Source organism: Aquimarina sp. 433 (assembly GCF_054054605.1).
The window spans coordinates 133,199-156,400 of record NZ_JBSWZK010000002.1 but is presented as its reverse complement, the minus strand read 5'-3'; the positions used below and the strand labels follow the sequence as shown (position 1 = coordinate 156,400).

17 protein-coding genes are annotated in these 23,202 nt (G+C 35.0%); all 17 read left to right on the top strand.

Going from position 1 to position 23,202, the window contains the following annotated elements; genetic code table 11:
• Nucleotides 1–2 precede the first annotated feature (2 nt).
• The 17 genes from ACWNT5_RS04750 (at nucleotide 3) to ACWNT5_RS04670 (ending at nucleotide 22,990) form a co-directional block, all read left to right on the top strand.
• Nucleotides 3–167: a DUF5908 family protein gene (locus ACWNT5_RS04750; RefSeq protein ID WP_456516776.1), complete on the top strand. Its 165-nt coding sequence runs from the start codon at nucleotides 3–5 to the stop codon at nucleotides 165–167.
• Nucleotides 168–170: 3 nt separating this feature from the next.
• Entirely contained in the window at nucleotides 171–887 is a 717-nt protein-coding gene (locus tag ACWNT5_RS04745) for a CIS tube protein (protein ID WP_456516775.1), read from the top strand.
• A gap of 3 nt (nucleotides 888–890) precedes the next feature.
• Entirely contained in the window at nucleotides 891–2,573 is a 1,683-nt protein-coding gene (gene vgrG / locus ACWNT5_RS04740; RefSeq protein WP_456516774.1) for a type VI secretion system tip protein VgrG, read from the top strand.
• Between the two features lie 5 nt (nucleotides 2,574–2,578).
• Nucleotides 2,579–2,995, top strand: a complete 417-nt coding sequence (locus ACWNT5_RS04735) for a GPW/gp25 family protein (RefSeq protein WP_456516773.1) — start codon at nucleotides 2,579–2,581, stop codon at nucleotides 2,993–2,995.
• Between the two features lie 32 nt (nucleotides 2,996–3,027).
• Nucleotides 3,028–3,450 (top strand): hypothetical protein, encoded by a 423-nt coding sequence (locus ACWNT5_RS04730; RefSeq protein ID WP_299897932.1) that lies wholly within the window; start codon nucleotides 3,028–3,030, stop codon nucleotides 3,448–3,450.
• A gap of 31 nt (nucleotides 3,451–3,481) precedes the next feature.
• Nucleotides 3,482–7,681, top strand: coding sequence for a baseplate J/gp47 family protein (locus ACWNT5_RS04725; RefSeq protein WP_456516772.1), 4,200 nt, complete (start codon nucleotides 3,482–3,484; stop codon nucleotides 7,679–7,681).
• Between the two features lie 33 nt (nucleotides 7,682–7,714).
• Nucleotides 7,715–8,899: a phage baseplate protein gene (locus ACWNT5_RS04720; protein ID WP_456516771.1), complete on the top strand. Its 1,185-nt coding sequence runs from the start codon at nucleotides 7,715–7,717 to the stop codon at nucleotides 8,897–8,899.
• A 60-nt stretch (nucleotides 8,900–8,959) separates the two neighbouring features.
• A complete protein-coding gene (locus tag ACWNT5_RS04715) occupies nucleotides 8,960–10,066 on the top strand; it encodes a hypothetical protein (protein WP_456516770.1) in 1,107 nt (368 codons plus the stop codon).
• 66 nt (nucleotides 10,067–10,132) lie between these two features.
• Entirely contained in the window at nucleotides 10,133–12,574 is a 2,442-nt protein-coding gene (locus ACWNT5_RS04710; protein WP_456516769.1) for a hypothetical protein, read from the top strand.
• An 11-nt stretch (nucleotides 12,575–12,585) separates the two neighbouring features.
• A complete protein-coding gene (locus ACWNT5_RS04705; protein ID WP_299605233.1) occupies nucleotides 12,586–14,187 on the top strand; it encodes a contractile injection system tape measure protein in 1,602 nt (533 codons plus the stop codon).
• A gap of 219 nt (nucleotides 14,188–14,406) precedes the next feature.
• Complete coding sequence (locus ACWNT5_RS04700; protein ID WP_299605235.1) at nucleotides 14,407–15,804, top strand: ATP-binding protein; 1,398 nt, start codon at nucleotides 14,407–14,409, stop codon at nucleotides 15,802–15,804.
• A 290-nt stretch (nucleotides 15,805–16,094) separates the two neighbouring features.
• On the top strand, nucleotides 16,095–17,471 hold the full coding sequence (locus ACWNT5_RS04695; protein WP_456516768.1) for a hypothetical protein: 1,377 nt from the start codon (nucleotides 16,095–16,097) through the stop codon (nucleotides 17,469–17,471).
• Nucleotides 17,472–17,561: 90 nt separating this feature from the next.
• Nucleotides 17,562–18,956 carry an eCIS core domain-containing protein gene (locus ACWNT5_RS04690; protein WP_299605240.1) on the top strand — a complete coding sequence of 465 codons (1,395 nt, stop codon included), beginning with the start codon at nucleotides 17,562–17,564 and terminating at the stop codon, nucleotides 18,954–18,956.
• Nucleotides 18,957–19,584: 628 nt separating this feature from the next.
• Nucleotides 19,585–20,289: a hypothetical protein gene (locus ACWNT5_RS04685; protein ID WP_456516767.1), complete on the top strand. Its 705-nt coding sequence runs from the start codon at nucleotides 19,585–19,587 to the stop codon at nucleotides 20,287–20,289.
• Between the two features lie 249 nt (nucleotides 20,290–20,538).
• The gene (locus ACWNT5_RS04680) at nucleotides 20,539–21,306 is read left to right on the top strand and encodes an N-acetylmuramoyl-L-alanine amidase (RefSeq protein WP_456516766.1); all 768 of its coding nucleotides are present in this window, start codon (nucleotides 20,539–20,541) and stop codon (nucleotides 21,304–21,306) included.
• 391 nt (nucleotides 21,307–21,697) lie between these two features.
• Nucleotides 21,698–22,369 carry a hypothetical protein gene (locus ACWNT5_RS04675; protein ID WP_299897962.1) on the top strand — a complete coding sequence of 224 codons (672 nt, stop codon included), beginning with the start codon at nucleotides 21,698–21,700 and terminating at the stop codon, nucleotides 22,367–22,369.
• 6 nt (nucleotides 22,370–22,375) lie between these two features.
• Nucleotides 22,376–22,990 carry a hypothetical protein gene (locus tag ACWNT5_RS04670; protein ID WP_299605250.1) on the top strand — a complete coding sequence of 205 codons (615 nt, stop codon included), beginning with the start codon at nucleotides 22,376–22,378 and terminating at the stop codon, nucleotides 22,988–22,990.
• Nucleotides 22,991–23,202: the final 212 nt, after the last annotated feature.

The following is a 23,202-nucleotide window of genomic DNA, read 5'->3' as shown; positions in this document are numbered from 1 at the left end:
AAATGGCAGTAGAGATTAAAGAAATTGTCATTCGAGCCATCATATCAGATGCTTCACAGACAGATGAAGATAGACCAACTTTGGATACCGGAAAAGAGCAATATGATATAGTACAAGAATGCGTGCATCAGGTACTAAAAATATTGAAAAAGAAAACCCTTAGATAGATTATGGCATTATTAAGTGAATTAAGTTTTAAACTACAAAAGCTTACCATTATTTCTTTTGATAATGAAGAAAGAACCACTGGTAAGAAGGAATTAGAAGTGATGTTTAATCCCGAATCCGTTAGGCGAAGTTTTGTAAATAAGTTTACCGATAAGGCAAGTAATCCTCAGAATAAAAGTGATGCTAAGTTTATGCATAGCGGATCGTCTACTGTGAGTATGAGTCTAATTTTTGATGGAACCAATGTAGATCAATATGGAGCAGAAATAGCACTTAGATTGTTAAGAGGAACTCAAAAAAGTGTTGCAGAAAGAATTGATGATTTTCGAAAAGACATTACAGAAATAAAAGGTAAAATTCACGAGCCGCGCTATTTAGTTCTTAGTTGGGGAAAAACATTAAAGTTTAATTGTAGACTTTCTAGCTTAGATATTAATTACACCTTGTTCGAAAGAAATGGAGATCCTTTGCGAGCCGAGCTCAACGTTTCTTTCATTGGAGATGATACGCCCAAAGCACAATTAGCCAAGTTGAATTTACAATCTCCTGATCTTACGCATTATCGTATGATAAAAGCAGGTGATCAATTACCATTAATGTGTCAGGAAATATATGGCTCTCCTATGTATTATCCATTGGTAGCAAGTGTAAATAAACTAACGGATTTTAGAAATCTAACACCAGGTCAAGAAATTTATTTCCCACCAATAGAAAAATAAGAGATGTCATCAACTGTAGTAACAAGTACGATTAAAAGTAACGGTAAGATCCTGCCATTAGGATCGTATGAATTATTGTCGATAGATACGAGCAAAGAGTTTAACAAAATACCTTTAGCTGAACTTAAGCTATCTGATGGTTGTGTTGCAAATCAAAAGTTTATCACCTTAGAAAGTAATGCTTTTATACCAGGAGCTGCAATTGAAATCTTTTTGCGGTACGAAGGAAATAATACAAACGAGACGAAGGTTTTTGAAGGTATTGTGATCAATCAGGAAATCGAACGCTCACAATACCAATCAGTACTTACGATAGAGCTTTGCGATCCTTCTATAAAAATGACCAGTTTACGAAAAAACAAAGTATTTCGGAATAAAACGGATAACAAACTTATAAAAGACATTATCAGTACCTACAGAGATGTAAAAGCCAAGAATATAGAAAATACTTCTTTGGCACATTCACAGATGGTACAGTACTATGTTTCGGATTGGGATTTTATAGTATCAAGAGCAGAAGCGAATGGGCAACTTGTACAAGTTGATAATGGAGAGGTTTCTGTTTTTACACCACAAATTGGTAGTACCGATCATACCCTAACCTTTGGGATAGATCTGGCTCATTTTGATCTAAAAATTAGTAGTCGTCATCAATATGAGAAAGTACATTCATTTGGTTTGGATACAAAAAAGAATGAATTAGCACTTAGTATTCCCAAAAAAGGGAAGGAGCAATTATTAACTAGTATTGATTACAAAACTTCACAATTGTCAGATGCAGTTGGAGCTAAAGAAACAAACTTGGTGCATGCTGTACCTACAGATCCATTAGAATTGCAATCTTGGTCAGATGCACAACTTGTAAAGTCAAGACTGTCTCTGGTACAAGGAACCATTAGGATTAATGGAAATGGAAAAGTAAAAGTAGGTCAGACGCTGAAAATCGAAAATGTAAGTCGATTTAATGGAGAACATATCATTACTGGAGTTCGACATGGATTTGTAATGGGTTCTGGATGGTATACCTACCTACAAATAGGAATGGATGCCAATTGGTTTAGTTCGCAATCTGATATTGTAGATACAAAAGCTGCTGGTTTATTACCAGGTGTAAATGGATTACAAGTAGGAACAGTGTTGGAACATGTAGAAGATTCGAAACACGGATTTCTAATTAAAGTTCATATACCAGCTTTTGATCAAGAAGCTAAAACTGCTGAAGTATTGGCCATGTATACGACATTAGATGCTGGAGTAGATCATGGAATTTTCTTTCCTCCAGAAAAAGGAGACCGCGTAGTGATTGGTTTTTTAAATGATGATCCCAGACAAGCAGTTGTTTTAGGAGCAATGCACAGCCACAAAGCACCACATACCGAAAAGAAAAAAAATAAATATAAAGGGATTTTTACCAAGTCTAATTATCAATTGCTTTTTGATGAGGAAAAAGAAGTAATAACATTATCTACAGCGGATAAAGACCAGTCCAATGAGCAGCAATTAGCTATCAATCAGAAGGAGAAAACAATCACATTAGAAGATGCTCATGGTAATAGTATTCTAATGGGTAAAGATGGTATTAAAATAATTAGTGCTAAAGATTTTTCAATAGAAGCTGCAGGAGACCTTGACATCAATGCTAAAGGAAAAGTAAAAGTAAAAGGAAAAAAAGTGGATTTAATATAAGAGCTATGAATAATAAATTTTTAGGAAACGGATGGTCCTTTCCTCCTGCTTTTGGAATTGGAGGCGCTGAGGTTAAACTTACTTCAGGAGAAGAAGATATCAAGCAGAGTCTTCAGATTTTGTTATCCACATCGCTAAAGGAACGAATCATGCACCCAGATTTCGGGTGTGATCTTACGCAATTTTTGTTTGAAGAATTGGATGAGAAATTTGCCAATGAGTTAAGTGATATGGTATCTCGTGCCGTGCTATTATACGAACCAAGAATTGAGGTGAATAATGTTGCTATAACAGATATAGATCCCAAAAATGGTGTAGTACATATCGATATAGATTATATGGTAAGATCAACAAATAATCGATTTAATCTTATCTATCCATTCTATATCAATGAAGCCTCTAGCGTGGCATTTGATTTATAATAAAGTAGATACTTATTAAAACTAAATGAAAAATGGATCTAATAGTGATAGATGGAGATACAGTTAATTTTTTACCAGCTTTTGGAAGTGCGGTTGTTAGTGTACAACCAGGTAAGATAACAGCTTCAGGAAAAACGACTGTAAAAGGTAAAAAAGTATGTGTGGCAGGAGACGAATCTAAAGTGGAAGTTAAAAACTGTTCGTATGTAGCACCTCCATTTGTGATTCCTGGTCAGGGTACATTAACCATTAAAAAATTAGGTCCAGATCAATTAACAACCAAAAGTAAAAGTGGAAACAAAAGCATTATCATAAAGGGGAGCATTTTTATAGCGGAGTTTAAGGTTACTTCTCCAGCAAAACAGCCACCTCCAGCAAATACACCAGATCCTTTACCCATGTATCCTGGACAAGGAAAACTAGTTCCCTCAAATGCAAAAATTAAAGCTACTTAAAATCTAAATAACCTAAAAGTTGTAAAAAGAGATGAATACGATTCAAAATATAGATAACATACTTCTTAGAGATGGAACCAGTCAGAACGATCGCAATTCGGATGCTCTGAGCACTGATTATGTAGCTATCGAAGGACGTAGTTTAGAAGAATTGATTACAGAAGCACAGCGGTTAGCCAAAGAGCTTCAGTTTTTTGATGAACAAAATAGACCTACAGGTACTTGGGAATCATTTCTTATAGATGATCCCAATATATTTAATCAAAACTCTCTGGAAGGGAGAAAAATACAACAAAAACACTGGGCGAAAGAACTAGCAGCATATGTAGAAAACCCAGAGCTGTTTTATAATAACACCGAAAAGAAGGCAAAATTATCAAAACCTCATGTAGTGTTGTTTATCACCTTTCTTAAGTTAATGAATCATGTAAAGTCTAAAATAAATGGACTTACCGAAAAGCATCTCGATTTTTACTACAGAAAGTATCTACAATTAGATCCAAAACAGGCAGTTCCAGATGTAGTGAATGTACTTTTAGAATTAGAAGAGAATACTCAATATCTCGAAGTAGAAAAAGGAACCATCTTACAGGCGGGAGAAGATGCTGAAGGAAACGAATTACAGTATGTCACCAATGAAGATACGGTGATTAGCAAAGCCCAAATTACGCAATTAAAAAGTGTTTTTGTATCCAAGGAAATACGAACTATCCGAAATGTACATCAGGAGCGAAGAAAAACAAAGGATACGGCATTTGTAGACATGATGGAAATGGCATTAGGGCATCCAAATCCTGGTGATGCACTACCAGATTTTCCAGAAGCATTACAAATAGAAGATCTTTTTCAGTTAGAAGAAGCTGTAAAAAATGAGAATGCTGAGGCACTTACTTATGTAAAAGAAGCATTGTTTTTAGAAAGAGATGAATTTGATCGTATTTTTTTAAAGCATCGACAAGACAAAGAAGGTATTCCTATAGATTGGGAACCTGAGTACGAGTTATTAGAAAAGGCGTACGAAAGAAAAATTATTCACCAGAGACAACTAGATTTAAAAGAATTACACAATACCAATGGATTTAATGCCATGCTAAAGAAAGTGTATGGTAATCCAAATCCAGGAGATTCTTTGCCTTTATACAATGGAGAAACAACATCTTTAGAAAAAGTACTTCAAGATTTACAGGCCTCAAATGAGAACTCTGAACAAGCATTAGAATATGTGGAAGTAGAATTATTGTTGAGAAAACAAGATTTTATTCATGTTATGCAAACTAATAGTGATAGTACTATTTCCGAAGAAGATAAAAATAAAGTATACCGTATTTTAGAATTTTCTGAACGTCAGCTGCGTTCTGTGGTAATTCCTTCTCCAGAAACAGAACAATTATCTGATATTTATGATACTGCGAGCGTTAAGGATTTTCTTTTTAGTCAATATGATGAGGAAGAAGAAAGTAAAAGGTTCAAAACTTTTGGGGATAGACTAACTGCTATTGCAGATAATTCCTTAAAACCATCAGAGATTGGATTTGCGATTAGTTCTCCAACTTTATTACTCAAAGACGGAAAACGTACTATTGAAGTATTTCTAGATTTAAATCTTAGCAGCCAAAAAATAAAAGATTTACAAGCTGTTTTTGATAGAGAAGATCCTTTTCAAACCTATTTAAGTAGTGCAGAACAATGGTTTATACCAGATGCGGTTCAGTATTCTTTAGGGAATTACGTAGGCAGTTCATCAGAGAATAATCTAAACGTTGAAATAAAGGATCAAACCATTACCCGATTAGATACGACTAATTTTACTGTAACCGATATAGGCGATTACATCGTGGATGCCTCTCAAAAAATTTATGAGATTGTAGACTTTAAGGATGTGAAAATTGTAGAAATTAAAGAGGTTGGAGTATTAGAAACACCTATAGAAAATACGCAAAAATACAGCAAGGATCAAGTATACCTAAATGCGCTGAGAATCCGAATTAAGCTTCAGGATAATGATTTGCCTATCATTTCATTTCCATCTTCTTCTGCTTTTATAGCATCGGATTATCCTGTTATGCTCTGTGTCTTGCAATCTTCAATAGAAGAGGAAGATGATCAAAACAGGATACGAAGTAGCTATCAACATTTAGTAGATGTGGCATTACAAAAAGCCCATATTCGAGTAGATGTTCAGGAGATGCAGCATAGTATCGTAGAGAATGATGAAGGAACAATTGATACCAACAAACCATTTGAACCTTTTGGCTTTCAACCTGAAATAGGAACTAGTTTTTACATCGCCAATGACGAAATATCACAGAAACGATTGCAAGATGTACAGTTACATTTAGAATGGATAAAACAGCCAACATCTTTTGTGGATTATTACAAAAATTATTGGCTTATTCAGGCAGATCATACCGAGGAAGAACTCGCTGCACTAAATGATGAACAATTGGCCGAACTTATGGATCAAAAGTTAGGTTTTGATGCTGCTATCATTGAGAATGAACATGATTTTAAGGCTGATGTGTTTTTACATGATCGCAATGCAGAGCTGTTACTTTCTACCAAGGTTGAAGATGAACAAGGTAATGAGGTAACAGAAGGTTATCCTCTTTTTAATAAAGAAAAAAAAATATCTATCAATGATATTCCTGCAAGGATAAAAAATACAAGTCCTGATTATCAATATAAAGAACGTTTTGGAATACAGACAGATGATGAAGAAGCATTGCTTTGGGATCGCTATTTTAGAATAGAATTGACTCCAATAAACTTTCAGCATTCGGTATTTAATACCTTGTCTGTCAAACAAGCAATATCCGATAAGGCAGAAATAAAAAATCTAAAGATCAATCCGCCATATCAGCCTAAGCTTAAAAAACTAGGAATTTCATATACGTCTTGTGATACTATTCTAGCAAATACAGCAACGCATAGCACTAACAATAGGATATTTCATATACATCCTTTTGGATATGATGATATAATTCCTGGAGCAACAAGTACATTAATACCTGCGTATAAGGACGAAGGTTCACTATATCTTGGAATTGAAGAGGTAAATACACCTCAGGTACTTTCAATTTTATTTCAAATGGCAGAAGGGAGTGCGGATCCTGAAATAGAAAAACCAGTAGTACAATGGAGTTATCTGCGAAATAATGAATGGATAACATTGGCACCTTCTAATCTGTTACAGGATGGTACCAATGGATTACTAAATACAGGAATTGTAAAAATTAGAATACCCGAAGATGCTACCCAAGGTGGTACGTTAATGCCATCTGATTTACATTGGATGAAGATAAGTGCATTTAAAAATATTGAAGGAGTATCTGATACTATTGATATTCGGAGTCAGGTGATTAGTGCTACACTTGCTAGTGAAACAATAGCGCCAGCACATTTCGAAAATCCATTGCCAGTAGATACAATTACTGAAGAACTCAATCAAATACCTGAAATAGCAAAAATATCACAACCTTTTACATCTAGTAAAGGGAAACCGGTAGAAAAAGGAGATGCTTTATATAAGCGGATCAGTGAACGTTTACGGCACAAGAATAGAGCGCTTACGATGTGGGATTATGAACATATGATATTACATAAGTTTCCTGAAATTTATAAGACGAAATGTCTTCCAGCTTTGGATCGTATTGGAGGAGTAGATGTGATTGTAGTTCCAGATATTAAAGGGAAATTACCATTTAATCCTTTTGCTCCAAAAGTAGCAGCAGATACACTTTTTAAGATCAATTCTTATTTAGAAAATCTGGCTCCAACCTATGCCGAGATATCCGTTTCGAATCCTTCTTATTTACAAGTTTCTACAGAATGTGTTGTGAAATTTTATCCTGGATATGATGAGGTTTTTTATAAAGAAAAGTTAATAGAAGAAATCAAAAGATTCATGTCTCCATGGGCATATGGTGAGGATAGTGAAATTCAAATCGGAGGATCGCTTCATGCTAGTATGATTATCAACTTTATCGCAGAACGTCCTTATATCGATTATGTAGCGAACCTAAAATTATTCCAAAGCGAAGACGGAAAGACATTTACCGATGTACGAAGTCTGAATGATGGTAAATCTATCGTAACGCCTTCACAACCTAATATGATTATGGTAGCTGCCCAAATACACGAAGTCTATGTAGTTAACGAAAGTGGATTCGAAGAAGATAGCTTTGAAGGAATTAATTATATGGAAATCAGCAAAGACTTTATTGTGAAATAAATTCTTAAAACCAAAGTAATAAAATACAGTCTTATGGAAATCAATAAAAGAAACAGAACAGAACTCAAGGAATATTTTAAGATTAATGATAAACCTACTCAAGAAGAGTTTTCAGATTTTATAGAAGCTAGCATTAATCAAGCTGAAGATGGGATTGCGAAAGTTCAAGGGAATCCCTTGTCTATACAAGCCGAAGGAGAGCGAATAGGTACACAAGAGATTGTAGATCTCTATGAAAATTTCACAGATGATAATCCGCAATGGTCTATAAACTTAAACCCAAGAGTAAACGCTGAAGAACCATCAAGCAATCAATCTGGATTTAATATCAAAGACGCAACAGGACAAAGTCGTTTGTTTATCAAATCTGGAGAAGGTAATGTTGGGATTGGTACCATCGAACCTGTGGCTCCTCTTACGGTTAAAGGAAGTACAACTTCTGATAAACCAGTTGGGGCAATGCAAATTTCTGAAGATACAATCCTATTTGGAGGCAATAATACGAATGAGCATAAAGATTCTGCAAAGATTGAAGTAGGAACTACTACTTTAAAATTATTTGGAAAATCAACGAATAGTGATCCTGCCACCAGAAAGCTAGAGATTCTGGCAGATGGAGGAACTCATATTAAAGGAGCAGTATCAGTGCAAGGAGATATGACGGTAAAAAAATTTAAGGCAGAGAATATTTCTACGAGTACAGATTTAGATAAAGAAGGTGCTAGCCATGATAGAATTCCTACCCAAATGGCAGTAAAAAGCTATGTAGATACAAGGATGCCAAAAGGAGTGATTGTCATGTGGTCCGGAAATATTAGTAGTATTCCTGTGGGATGGGCATTGTGTGATGGACAGCAAGGTACTCCAAACTTATCTGGGAGATTTATTGTAGGATTTGACAAAGGAAATTCAGAATATCAGATTGGAAAAACAGGAGGAAAAGAAGAAGTTACTCTAACAACAGGCCAATTACCATCACATAGTCATTCAGGAACTACTGGAGAAGCTGGCGAACACGAACATAATTTTACGGGGGCAGCTAAAAGAGGAGATGGATCCGGTACAGGAAGTTCTAATGATTATTACAAAGCATTCACCAGAACTACCCAACCTGCAGGTAAGCATAGACATTCCTTTAATACCAATAAGACTGGAAGCAATCAACCTCATGAAAACCGTCCACCGTATTTCGCATTGGCATATATCATGAAATTATAAACCAAAAAGAAAAGATTGTAGCAATTACAGAAGATTTAACATCCTAAAAAAATAGAAGAAGTGGAAATCAATAAAAAAAATAGAACGGAACTTAAAGGGTTTTTTAAGATTAATGACAAGCCTACACAAGAGGAGTTTGCAGATTTTATAGAAGCTGTGTTGAACCAGGCAGAAGATGGTGTCGCAAAAGTACAAGGAAACCCATTATCCGTGCAAGCAGAAGGAGAGCGAGTAGGCACGCAAGAAGTGTTGGATCTCTATGAGAGTTTTTCTGACGATAATCCGCAATGGTCTATTAATCTAAATCCCAGAGTAAATTCTGATACACCCAATAGCAATCAACCTGGTTTTAATATCAAAGATACCACTGGACAAAGTAGGCTATTTATTAAGTCAGGAGAAGGAAATGTTGGTATAGGAACCATAGAACCGGCAGCTAAACTAACAGTGGAAGGGAAAGATACAGCTCCGTTAATTTCTATAACTGATACCACCAATACCCCCACTACTATTTTTAAGGTTTCCAAAAAAGAAGGAGTTGCTATAAAAGGAACATTGCAAGTAGAAGGAAACCTGAAGGCATCTAATATTTCGGATAACGAAGAACTGGATAATACTACAACTAGTCATGATAAACTTGCCACACAAAAAGCAGTAAAGACGTATGTAGATACACGTTTGCCTAAAGGATTGATTTCTATGTGGTCTGGACAAGATATCCCCAAAGGTTGGGTATTGTGTGATGGAACTAATAACACTCCTGATTTATCAGGAAGATTTATTGTGGGAATGGAAAAGAATAATCCAGAATACCAAATTGGTGAAAAAGGAGGGGCAAAAGAAGTAACGCTTACTGAAGCACAAATGCCAACTCATACTCATTTAGATAAAGGACATAAACATAATATAACGGATCCTGGTCATAATCATAATCATGGAAGTTTTAATGGATTGGTTAGGTTTACTGGGAAGGATACTACTGATACAATGGATAATAATCCTGGTGCTGGTAAAGAGTTTGCCTTAAATAATTTTGGAACAATTCAGAAGAATAAAACAGATATTTCTATTAATACTGCCAAAGCAGATTTAAAATCAACAGGAGGCAATAAAGCCCATGAAAACCGACCTCCATATTTTGTGTTAGCATACATTATGAAATTATAATCATTTCCAAGGCCACATTAATAGATATATCATTTTGGAGAATACGAACAACAATTACCTTTTACAATGACAGAAACAATCACCATACCTAGAGAAGTACCACAAGACAGTGCGTTGAGCTATGAATTCCTAAGAGAAGAAGGAATGCAGTTGATCCAAAAAATGGCGGGAGATACATGGACCGATCATAATATCCATGATCCTGGTATTACGATTTTAGAACAAGTATGCTATGCCGTTACCGACCTTGCCTATCGTATGGAATTTGATATCCAGGATTTGATAGGGAATGACCATAAGAGTTTGTATAGTCCAGCAACCATTTTGACTACAAATCCGGTGACTCTTATGGATATTCGTAAGATGGTGATTGATATAGAAGGAGTTAAAAATGCATGGGTAGAAAAAGTAGTTCCTAAAAGTGCCAATGAACTTGTATCTAGTATTCCCAAAGGATTGTTTCGTGTGTTTATAGAGAAAGATGGATTATTTGATATTCCCGGTAGTAAAATCATAACTGCCGTTCGAGAAAAATTATATAGCTGTCGTTCTATTTGTGAAGATTTTGAAGAAATTAAACTATTGGATACGCAAGGAGTACGCTTACAAGGTGTAATCGAAATTGCTGATAACGTAGACGATATCCATGAGCTTATTGCAAATATGTTACATCGTGTTGGTACCCATTTTTCGCCACGTATTCCTTTTTACACCTTGCAACAACAATTAGAAAAGGGAAAAACAACGGATGAAATTTTTGATGGTCCTCGATTACATCATGGCTTTATGGAAGATCAGGATATCGTCAAAGCCTATCGGAAAGAGGAAATTCAAACCTCGGATGTGATTAAAGAAATTATGGATCAACCGGGTATTTTGGTGATCGATAAACTGGCACTTGCTACAGGAACCAATACCGTAAAAAATTGGCTCTTACCATTAGATACTTCCAAAACACCTATTCTAGATGTTGATGGTACCTTATCGCAATTATCCTTTACTTCCAAAGGGCTTACTGTAAGTGTTGACACAGAACGAATCAAACAACTATATAATCAAAAAAGAACAGAGGAAGTCTCTAGATTAGGATCGTTAATAGAAAAAGACATCGTTCTACCTACATCCGATGCACTATTATTAGATCAATACTATCCGATTCAGAATCAATTTCCGATGAATTATGGTATCGGAGAAATAGGATTACCAGATGCTGCTTCTGCTACCAGAAAAGCACAAGCAAAACAATTGAGTGGATATTTACTGTTTTTTGAGCAAACCCTTGCTAATTATTTTTCACAGTTAGCAAATTTTAATAAATTAATGAGTTTTGATGGGGACGATACCAGTACATATTTTAATCAAAATTTGTTGAATTGTGTTCCTGGAATTTCAGAGTTGCTAGGCAGTCCAGAGAGTTATACTTCGTATCTAGAGGAAATGACTGCTGATACGAATACAGGACTGTTAAGAAAAAATAAATTCTTGAATCATTTGTTAGCCCGATTTGCCGAGAAGTTTACTTCTTACGGAATGGTATTAAAAGATACTACTGATGATCAGGATACTTCGGATAAAAAATTGATAAAAGACAAAGCACGATTTTTAAAAGAATATCCTGCGGTTAGTGGTTGCAAAGCAAAAGGATATGATATTAAAAGTGATCTTTGGGATACGAAAAATGTCTCTGGATTAGAAAAAAGAATCGCTTTAAAGATAGGGATCGAAGATTATAGTCGTAGAAATCTCGGGAATGGGGAAACCGCAGGTTTACATATGGTAGAACATATTTTGTTGCGATCTAGAAAATCCTATCCCTATCCTTTTGTAGCGGGTTACGGTGCATCACCAATTACAACATTTGAGGCCGCTATCACAGAAGAGTTTACACGATGTATCATCGGTAATCATGATGTGCTACCAGGAGAAGAAGTAGAAATTACCAACAATGATAGTTATAATGGTATCTATACTGTATTAGCTGTTGGGGATGATTTTTTTGAGATTAAAGCACCTTTTCAAGCATCAGAATCAGGAGCCGTTTGGAAGCGTACGCACGATATACGATATTACTTACGTTCGGCTGTTGTTCATAGTTTTAAGGCATCTACAAATACAAACCATACTTTTTGTCACATAGGATCACATTCTTTACAAGTTGGTGACCTTGTAGAGATTACTAAAACCACTCACTATAATGGAACGCATACCGTTATTTCGATATCCAATAATGGTTTTGAAATTGATGTGCCTTTTACTGAGGAGGAGGAAACGGGAAGATGGATGTCCAATAATACTCCACAAGATCCGTATTCTTTGCAGCTCACGTTTATGCTTCCTTCATGGATAGAAAGATATCAGGATGAGGACTTCAAAAAATTCATTGCTTTAACCATTAGAGAAGAAACACCTGTGCATATCAGAACCAATATTCAATGGTTGGATCAGGAAGAGATGCAAGAATTTGACCACGCGTATCATCGTTTTCTTACTGAAATTCAAAACGGATAAAAGACCGGATTATGCTACAGCAAAAACACATAGTTAATAAACAGATTTTAGAAATTCATGTACCGAAACATTCGGATACATCGAAGATACAGCATGAATTGAGTTCGTTGTGTAGAAATCAATTGACGGCTGTGCTGGATCGTGTGCTTAGCCAAGCGAATGTATCAGAATCATCACTTCAGATTGATCGACTAACATTGGATTTGGGGAATGTGTCTTTGCAAAATTTCGAAACTGCTTTTACCGAAAAATTACAAGAAGAACTCATAGCATATCAACGAGCAAATGTAGTTTTAGAAAAACAAAATAGTGATAATACTCATGAAGAAACACCATTAAGAGCTATCATTTATTATCTAAAGACAGGTGTATTACCTTGGTGGGCAAAACAAGGAAACAAAAATGATTTTCAGGAACAATTGTCACTATTGTTGCAACAGCCAAGTAGCATATTTATTAGATTGTTAAAAGAGTTACCATGGAATCCTACCTACCTACAACGCTTTGTATATGCAAGTGTAGAAGATCAATTATTAGCTTCTTTTAGGCTTGTTACTGATCTTTCATCTGCTCAGATACTGAGGATGCAAAACAGTATTCTTGATAACATTCAGAAGAAATATACTCTAGAAAGGAAGAAAATAATCAATAGCTTTTGGAAAACAGCTTTCTTAAAATATTCTGTAGCTACTATCGATTTCGCATTCCTAAAAGAATGCACAAAAGAGGTACTTCTAGATCTGGATATTAATGATAAAGAAGATCTTATAACATATAATAGTCAGTATGCACATCAAATCAAAAGAATAGTAGATTCTTGTAGTGCCTTGTATGCACAAAATGCAATAGGAAAGGAATTTTTTAAGCAAGTATCATCTTTGGTAAATCATCCTTTTTTTGATCGGCTATCGACAAAGATATTGAAAGAGACGAAATCATTACTTACCGATGTAAGCAATACTTCTAAGGGAACTATAGAAGAACTAGATGCCAATAATTTATTGAAGCCTTTAGCATTGCATTTACAAGGATTACAAAAGGAATTGAAACATTTAGGATCAAAGCCAAAATCTATCGCAGCAGAACAGTTGTCTTCACCATTTGATGATACGGATTTTATATCCATACAAAATGCAGGATTAGTATTGTTCTGGCCATTTTTAGAACGCTTTTTTGAAAATATAGGAGTTATGAAGGATAAGAATTTCATAGATGAAGTAGCTCGTAACAAAGCAATTTGTGTATTACAGTATTTATGTGAAACCAAAGAAGAAGAATTGTTTGAAGGTGATTTAGTACTGAATAAAATTGTATGCGGTCTAGATATCGATACGGTAGTATCGCCAATTGAATTATCCGTTGAAGAAAAAGAAATAGCCGAAGGTTTGGTAACTGCTGTAATAGCAAAAGGACCTAAATGGAAAAATCTATCTTCTGATGGATTTAGAGCTTCTTATTTGTGTAGACAAGGTTCTTTGAGAACTAGAGATGGGCATTGGTTATTGCAAGTAAAAAGAGAAACTCATGATATTACATTAGAAAAAATACCATGGGGATTTCATACCATAAAGTTACCATGGATGCAAGAAATTCTGGTGGTAGAATGGTTGTGATGTAGAGGTATTAGATGTTGGGTTTGAGGTTTGAGGTTTGTCGTCACACTGAGCTGTCACACTGAGCTGTCACACTGAGCCTGTCGAAGTGCTGTCGAAGTGTAGGGCAATGCAAAAAAGAAGGTACATAATGATAATAGAAATACGAAAACGAGTGCTGAGGTTCTCGAAGTCCGATTTACGAGGAAGAACTTTAGTACAGTATAAAAAAATAGAGATATGGAAAAATCAACAATCATAGAAACAAAAAATCATCATAAAACTATTACAAACGTAAATAGTAGTAATGCCCAAGTTTTGCAAGCTGAACTTGCATGGTTAAGTTTAGTATTACAAACCCGCTTAGAACTACATTTCCAACAGGAAACACTATATGAATCCATCGAAGAATTAACTCCTCCAGATATAATGGGTAAGGAAGCAAGTTATACCAACTTTATCCAAGAACACAAACTCAACTTTGCAGAAAGACTACTACTAATTCTGGCATTAGTACCACATCTAAAACCCGAAGTATTAGATATTCTACTCACTAAAAATAAGGATTATGACAGACGGTATAGTGAGTTTGGAGGAGTATTATTAGAAGGGCATTTGGGATTAATACCTACCGCAGAAACCGCGATGTTTTTATTGGCAGGAGATGACCTTCAGAAACGACTACAATATCATTCATTACTTACTCAGCATTTTATAGCTATACAACAAGGAATGATTCGTATATCACAAACTAAAGGAAATAGTCCTTTACTAAGCAGTATATGGATGGTATCTAATGAATATGTAGCCTCCATACTAACGGGAATACCCTATCAAGCAGTATATAGCCCTGATTTTCCTGCACAACAGTTGCATACTAAGTTATCGTGGCATGATCTCATCGTCTCTAGATCTACAGCACGGAGCTTGCAGGAAATCAGGGATTGGGTAACCCATGGGCAAACAGTTTTAGAAACTCTAGAACTCGGCAAGCGATTAAAACCTGGCTACAAAAGTTTGTTTTATGGACCGCCAGGAACTGGCAAAAGTATGGCTGCCGCATTATTAGGAAAAAGTACAGGAAAACAGGTGTATAAAATAGATCTGAGTATGACGGTTTCTAAATACATAGGAGAAACCGAAAAAAATCTAGCCAAAGTATTTGATCAAGCACAACAACACGATTGGATCTTATTTTTTGATGAAGCTGATTCTCTGTTTGGGCAGCGTACACAGGTAAGCAGTGCTAATGATCGATACGGAAATCAGGAGATTGGATATTTACTACAGCGTATAGAAGATTTTCCAGGAGTGGTTATTCTTGCTAGTAATTTGAAAGATAACATAGATGAGGCATTTACTAGAAGATTTCAATCCATGATTGAATTTACAATGCCTGGTGTTGACGAACGTTATCAATTATGGCAACAATCTTTTGCAGATAAATTACCATTAGACACTAATGCAGACTTATGGAAAATTGCAGAACACTATGATATTTCTGGTGGGTTGATGATGAACGTGATACGTAAATGTACACTGCAAGCAGTAACTAATGAAAAAGCAACCATCTCTCAACAAAGTTTAGAGATGGCAATACGACAAGAGTTACAGAAAGAGGGAGTGATTATAAGTTAAAAAACGTCAGTTCGAGTGATCACCTGAAGTGTAATGGAAAGTGATTGTATCGAGAACTTATTAAAGCAACTAGTATTGATTGCATCTCGATATCCTCCAAAGGCGGACAGGCAATTTTATCAACCGCTCTTGCTTATGATAAAACCACTCGATGTGATGAAAAAAGACCAATATAAGTAGCAACCATGAAAACCGTCAATTCGAGTGTTTCGACATAGGAGAAACGTATCGAGAATAGGTTTTTGTTAAGCTGAAGTAGATAGTAAAATCTAGACACAAAACACAATACTATGAAAACACAAACAGATAAAACTCAAGAACCGCAGCACTCGATTACCCCGAGAGTTGCTAGTGAATCTAGCAACGGAGGTACGGCGCAACTTATGGATAACCGTACCTCTTCTATTAGTCAAAAAAAACTAAGATCTGGAATGGATAGCTCCGATACCAATAAGAGCCCTATTCAACGAAAAGCTAAAGGTTCTACTCGTTTTCAGAAAATAGCCTCGGTTATGGGGGCAAAATATGGCGTAGATACCTCAAATCTTAATGCTAGGCATAATTCAACTTTTCCTATCAAACTTAATGCAGAAGCAACTATACAAGGGAGTAACATCCATTTTGCTCCTGGTAAAGACACTGACTATAATATAAAGCACGAAGTAGCCCATGCTATAGATAACACTCTACACGGTACTCCAAAAGGAAATAAAATCATAAATGGTCAAAGTATAGATACAACTAGGGAGAAGGTCGTAGATAATATGGCTAGAAATACCTTGGCTCAGAGCAAATCCTCATCTATACTTCAAATGAAAAAAGAATCGAATAGTACAACTTCTGTCACTATACAACTATCAGGGTTTAGCGATGAGCATATGGGTGCTCTCAATCAAATAGAACAAGGTTATCATGATCAAAATCAACGAACTAGATGGGGCAAAAAAAGTTTAGGAGGTACAGATGATGATAGGGATGTTTGGTTATTTGATGAACAAGGAAATAATACCACTAATCAAGATATTGCTCGATACTGGATAGATGCAAGTAATAGAGGTGGTAGATTTGATTCGAGAGGAAGTGAATATCTGGCTTATGAGAGGGCTCGACAAGAAGGATTAAATGCCCCTTTTACTAAAGTAATATCTAGAACAAGCAAAGTTATCTATCAATTTATTAATTCCAAATATTCTTTTGATGTAAAGCATGATGCAAATATACCTCAAGCCGTTTCAGATCAATTACGTCAAGATTTGCAGAATATTAGCGGACAACAAACTTTAAAATTTATGTTCGGAGGATTTTGGTGGAACAAAGGTTTTTGGAGAAATTTCAGAGATGATGTAGCTCAGCTTATCGAAGTAGGGTTTTATGTTCGTGATTTCCAATTTTTAGTGGATACATCAGGTCACTTAATACTTATTGATTTGGAGCAGAGACCAAGTTATGAACACGACCTGAGTAATCATTGGTTGACAGATCTTAAGAACTATCTTGATGGAGTACTTCGGAAATGGACCTTTAATAAAGCACGAGCAGTAAGTCGGCCACCAAATTATCCCGCTGGGTATGATCAAGGAGAAATGCCACCTCGTAGACAAAGACGCCAAGGACAACCACAGTTAAATATTCCTGCAACCAATGGAGTTGTCCCACAAGATTTTTAGAGCAAGATCGATTTTTATAAAATTAGATTCATGAATGAATGGGTACATGAGCTAAATAATTGAATTATAAACGTATAAGTGAAAGGTAACATGAAGGAACCACAAGAAAATACTCAAGAACCACAACAAGAAACTGTACAACGAGTACAACAAGAACTCAGTACAGGTGGCGAAGCTAAGATTGTCGACAACCGACCAGCTGTAGCAATACAACGGAAGCTGAGGTCTGCTATAGGAGGTGTTGATAATGGTGATAATCCTATCCAAAGAAAAGCTAATAGGACAGGCTTACCAGATAACCTAAAGTCTGGTATCGAAAACCTCTCTGGCTATAGTATGGATGACGTAAAAGTACATTATAACTCCAGCAAGCCAGCCCAATTACAAGCGCATGCCTATGCACAAGGCACCGATATCCACTTAGCACCTGGACAAGAAAAACACTTACCCCATGAAGCTTGGCATGTGGTGCAACAAAAACAAGAACGCGTACGACCCACCAGACAATTAAAAAGTAAGGTAAATATTAATGATGATGTGGGGTTAGAAAAAGAAGCGGATGTGATGGGAGCAAAGGCATTAAAATTTTATGAAAAAAAAGAACATAATGGATCTTTAGTATTATCTCCAAATGTAAATAAACCAATCATTCAAAAACGTTGTTATAAGAGAAAAAGCATATCTTATTTTTTAGAAGATGTAAGAAGGCAGAATGAGTATTTTCAATATTTTGACAATAAAACTGAATTTAAAAATGCATTAATCTTAATTTTTGATGATGTTTTTGAAAACGATGAAGCTAAAATGAGTTTATTACAGCAGACCTTTTTAGCAGAAGAATTATGGAAAAATTATGGAGATTCAGATGAAAAAAATATTGATTTGGTTTTACTAAAACAAATATGTAGAGATTTTAAAAAAGCGCACGAAAATTTAATCAATACTCGACACTTTAAAAAAGACTATCATATTAACCTTTTTAAATTTATTAATGAAGGATTAGATGTTCAACATTACGAAAAAAGATCTAAAAACAATAATATTGGGAAAAATGCTCAAGACTATATCGAGAAAGTAGGGTTTTACGAAGGTCATCAAAATGATTCAGTTCAAAATCCTGATAGTGATACTTTAGTACTTGGAAAATATATAACTGAGAATAATGTGCCTACGGATGAATGCTATTTGAAAATTGCTCAGGACAATAATTCAATGTACTTTGATATGGGAAATACTTGGGGAGATTTGGTAAGCGATAGAAGTTTGGATTTAAATGATGAAAGATTGTTTGACCTTTTTAACACAAGAGTTCTAGATAAAGCTGTAGAAAACGAAGCGGATATATTCTTTAGTCATGACCCTCTTAAATATCCTAATAGCGCTTTAGCTAAAGAATGGAGATACCTAGAATTCGTACACGGTTATATAGGGCTTATTAAATGGCATAATAAACGTTTATTATTTCAAGCAGTAAAAAGAACTTAAAATTAGGGAAGGATATGATTATTTTCACCGCTAGCTTATGAGTAGTGGTAATATGATGTAAATCGATTTTTAGTATTAATGTAAAAAAATATCAACTTTTTTAGGACCAGATTAAGGAAATAGTCTAAGAGCACAGTAAGATTTCCACTAAAGGGGCGCTAGAAGTAGCATATATACATAACACTACTATCCAAATAATTCCAAACATCAAAACAATACTTCCAACAATCACTTTAATGGTTCGAAGAGAAAGAGCAAGGGTGATGATCCCAAAAAGAAGCACTTTTAAGAATCAATGTAATTCTTAGATGAGATAGGTTTAGGGTTTTAGGGCTTCATCTTAGGGCATCAACGCCTTAAAGAACTACTTAGAAGGATCATTTTAATCCTTATAACTAGTTCTTTATCCTTTCGAAACAGTTTGTAATGGGGTAACAACTGGTGAAATTACCCAAGTATGGATTATAGTAATCTATGTTTGTACTTCTTTGTAGACTGTAAGCCTTATCAGCATGCCTATAGTAGGATCATATTAAGATTGTCGCAAAATTCCCTTTATTTACCGTTTTTGTGATAGCCGTTAGCTGTCTTGTGATACTACTTTTGGAGAAACATAAATAAGTATATCATGGAACATAAAACATCACTGTATTCACTAAGAAAAACAATTGGAATTTTAGGGCTGGCATTGCCATTATTACTTCTGGCAGCACATCAGGATTTACTCTCTAGTATGAGTCATTATTATTATACCGCTGGGAGTGTATTTTTTATATTGATCTTATCGGCTTTTGGATTGATATTAATCAATTATAAAGGCTATCCCAAAAAAGAAGGAGAACTACTAAGCGATCGGTTTGTTACCACTGCTGCGGGGATTTGTATTTTAATTACTGTATTGATACCTACGAAATCAGAGAATCCATTGGGTCAATTATATTTCACAGGATCTCCATATTTGTTTGGGCACGAATCTAATGGATTCCTAGGCGCTATCCACTTGTTAAGTGCTGCCCTATTCTTCATTTTGTTGGGCTATATGAGTTTTTTCAAATTTGTCTTAAATCACAATGCGTCAGCATCCAGAAATCGATTGTTTAAACGATGTGGTATTATCGTTTGGGCATCTGTAGGAGCGTTGGTTGCAATTTTTGCACTAGAAGCCATATTGGGAATTAATTTCGATACTATTATTCCGGCGTATACCTTTTGGATCGAGTGGGTAGCAGTATATGCATTTGCAGTAGCTTGGTTGGTAAAAGGAAGAATCCATCTAGATGTCGAAAAAATGATGAAGACTTTTAGTCAAGAAAAAAGTTTGGAGAAGCATTAGGGCGTTGTAAGAACTTTTTTGATTTGCAAAAACATCTCGCTAAATCCCTCTTTCATTTCGAAAAGCCAATTACCTGAGGGACTTTTTATTTCCTTACTTAATAGATAGTGTTAGTCCGAATGTTTTTAAGCTTATACATGTTCATACAGAACCTGTCGCAATTTTCCCTCTATTTACCGTTTTTGTAATAGTGATTGTATAGAACTGCCAGTAATTTTGAGGTATTAATAATTATAAATTCGATGAGGTATGAAAGCTACCAGTATTGCCAAGCATGAGAAAAGTTTTTTTGATACCGGAAGAGATACTGCCGGTAAGGAATTTATTTTAACACCAAGTTCAGTTTCTATTAAAGGAAGTCATGAGAAGATGCCATATGTACAATGTCGCACAAAAAATGGAGACACTTCTTTTTATGTAAAAGAAAAACACACCAAAAATCAGATTGTACTACATTATACTGCTGGTTATCTAAAAGGAGATGTTGCCGCTTTGTCTAGACCCAATCATAGAGTGTCTGTACCATTTATTATCGCTAGAAATGGAACAATTCTTAATATGTGGTCTTCGGCTTTTTGGGCTTATCATTTAGGCTCTAGAGCAGTAGGTGGAAATACAAATGGAGGCAGAAGAACTATCGCTATCGAAATGTCTAATATTGGATTTTTGAAAAGAATCGGAGACAATTTAGTAACTGTATATAATGATAATGATGTGTATTGTCATATTAGCGATACACAGTTTTATACCCAATTAGATATTCCGTTTAGAGGAGAACAATACTTTGCGACACACACGGCTAAACAATATAAAAGCTTGGCTTTGTTACTTAAATATTTAACGGCAGAGTATAAAATTCCTGCATCATTTTTACCAGAAGATAAGCGATATGGTATAGTAGCAGAAGAAGAGTTAGTGAATTTCAGAGGAATTACATCTCATGTTAATTACAGATCTTCCGGTAAATGGGATATAGGTCCTGCTTTTGATTGGGATCAATTAATTAATCAATTATAGTTTATTGTTTTTGCTAGTAATAAGTTTAAATACAAGACAATTAATCTAATTACGATATTCAATTAATACAACGTTCCAAAGCAGAGCTTTGAAAATCTTTTTCATCAGTGTAAGATTTATTTTACGTTTAAAAATTCTGAAGCCTTGGAAGAATTTTAGGAAAATAAACCTGGTTTCTAGTGTTACTAAAAAACACCTTGAAAAAGTGCCTTTTCTTTTGTTTCGTTTTCTTTGGGCAAGCAAAGAAAATGAAAAATAATTTTGGATAGATATTTATTGTCAAAAGTCGGAAAATTACTTCAATTTGCCGTTTTTGTAATATAGAATAAGGGGTAATTCCCTGTAATTTTGAATCAAAATAATCCCTTAGATTCATTAAAATTCCCTTAAAATGAGACAAATTCAAACACAAGTTATGCTGTTGCTAATAACAGTGATGCTTTCGGGCTGTGCAAGTTACGGACCCAAAAACAAAGACCTTACGGTAGTATTGTCAAACACCCAACGAAACCTGACAAGTCTACAAGAAAAAATTACAGCTTCTAGTGAACCAAAAGAAAAAGAGTCTTTTGAAAAATTAGTAGTAAAAAGTAAAGAGTTATTTCCGGTATTAGAAAATTGTAATGATAAGTATGCATTGACTCCAGAATATGTAGCTACGCTTAAAGAAACAGAAAGAATTGTGGGTGATCTGGCTAGAAATTATGAAACTATTTCTGATAAGGAATATATCATCAATGCAATCTATCAGGATTATGATGCCAAATTACAGACCATCAATAATACTGCGAAAAATGACGCAACGACAAAAATTAAAGTAATTGTAAATTCAAATGAAGAAGAAGGATTTTTTGTGTTCGGAAAATTGTCCTTTGAGCAGGGACAGGATATTAAAAGATTTCGGTTTAACCAACCTACTCAAAATGCTGTTCAGGATTTTGTGCCTGGGTATTATTTATTTTGGTTAGAAAAAGATGGCCGAGTAGGAGCGCCAGAACTACATCTGATTATGAGTAATGGTGGCGAGGAAGAGAAAACATTGGTATTACAAACCCCAAAATAAGATATCATGTTAGTAGCAAAACTAAAAGAAGTTTGGAAAGAAATTACATTGCTAAGTACTTGGATAGCTTCAGTAGCAGGAGCGTTTATCATCCCATTACCATCTTGGCATGCATCGGATGATAATACCGTGTTTTTGATGAAATTCGGAGTTTTCATCGCTACGGCGCTAGCAGGTTTTCTGATTTTATATTCTTTAAAAAATAAAATGATCCAAACGTGGATGCGATTATCCATTAATTTCATTGTTATTTTAATAGGAACCTATGCTGCCTATCATTTTACCAGAGAAGCAAAAACATTACCATATTTAGAAAAAGACATTGTGATTGGTAATGAATTTAAGAATAGCAATCCTTTTGAAGCGTTTGAAGCTTCTCATGGATTTTTACCAGCTCGAAATGAACAGATGATGATCTTATTAGGAGATCCTGAAAAGGCATGGACCAAAGAAAGTATTGCATCAAACAGGATACAACTAATCGTACTCTTGTTTTTATGCTATATGTTTTCTGCCGGATTTATCATTTCGTTTTGTAATCTTATGATTTTGTATAAAGAGAAATATACAATCAAGGTAGAAGAAAAGAGTAGCGGCGAAACTCTAAAAGAAACAGTCTGAGTAAGGATTTTTATTTTGAAGCTGTGATATCTCATAAGATTGGAATACAAGAGATCATAGGATGATTTATAAAAAGCGTTTCTGGCTATCTGATTGACTTTCTGTTTTTCTTAAATCTGTTTATACGACTTACCATCAAATACTTTATATAACTATCATTTTACATGTCGGAATATTACAAGTCTTTTGCGGGTTTGTTATATCAAGTTTTT

Coding starts and splice junctions, on each gene's coding strand:
- ACWNT5_RS04750 (WP_456516776.1), top strand. CDS start 3: ATGGCAGTAGAGATTAAAGAAATTGTCATTCGAGCCATCATATCAGAT.
- ACWNT5_RS04745 (WP_456516775.1), top strand. CDS start 171: ATGGCATTATTAAGTGAATTAAGTTTTAAACTACAAAAGCTTACCATT.
- vgrG (WP_456516774.1), top strand. CDS start 891: ATGTCATCAACTGTAGTAACAAGTACGATTAAAAGTAACGGTAAGATC.
- ACWNT5_RS04735 (WP_456516773.1), top strand. CDS start 2,579: ATGAATAATAAATTTTTAGGAAACGGATGGTCCTTTCCTCCTGCTTTT.
- ACWNT5_RS04730 (WP_299897932.1), top strand. CDS start 3,028: ATGGATCTAATAGTGATAGATGGAGATACAGTTAATTTTTTACCAGCT.
- ACWNT5_RS04725 (WP_456516772.1), top strand. CDS start 3,482: ATGAATACGATTCAAAATATAGATAACATACTTCTTAGAGATGGAACC.
- ACWNT5_RS04720 (WP_456516771.1), top strand. CDS start 7,715: ATGGAAATCAATAAAAGAAACAGAACAGAACTCAAGGAATATTTTAAG.
- ACWNT5_RS04710 (WP_456516769.1), top strand. CDS start 10,133: ATGACAGAAACAATCACCATACCTAGAGAAGTACCACAAGACAGTGCG.
- ACWNT5_RS04705 (WP_299605233.1), top strand. CDS start 12,586: ATGCTACAGCAAAAACACATAGTTAATAAACAGATTTTAGAAATTCAT.
- ACWNT5_RS04700 (WP_299605235.1), top strand. CDS start 14,407: ATGGAAAAATCAACAATCATAGAAACAAAAAATCATCATAAAACTATT.
- ACWNT5_RS04695 (WP_456516768.1), top strand. CDS start 16,095: ATGAAAACACAAACAGATAAAACTCAAGAACCGCAGCACTCGATTACC.
- ACWNT5_RS04690 (WP_299605240.1), top strand. CDS start 17,562: ATGAAGGAACCACAAGAAAATACTCAAGAACCACAACAAGAAACTGTA.
- ACWNT5_RS04685 (WP_456516767.1), top strand. CDS start 19,585: ATGGAACATAAAACATCACTGTATTCACTAAGAAAAACAATTGGAATT.
- ACWNT5_RS04680 (WP_456516766.1), top strand. CDS start 20,539: ATGAAAGCTACCAGTATTGCCAAGCATGAGAAAAGTTTTTTTGATACC.
- ACWNT5_RS04675 (WP_299897962.1), top strand. CDS start 21,698: ATGAGACAAATTCAAACACAAGTTATGCTGTTGCTAATAACAGTGATG.
- ACWNT5_RS04670 (WP_299605250.1), top strand. CDS start 22,376: ATGTTAGTAGCAAAACTAAAAGAAGTTTGGAAAGAAATTACATTGCTA.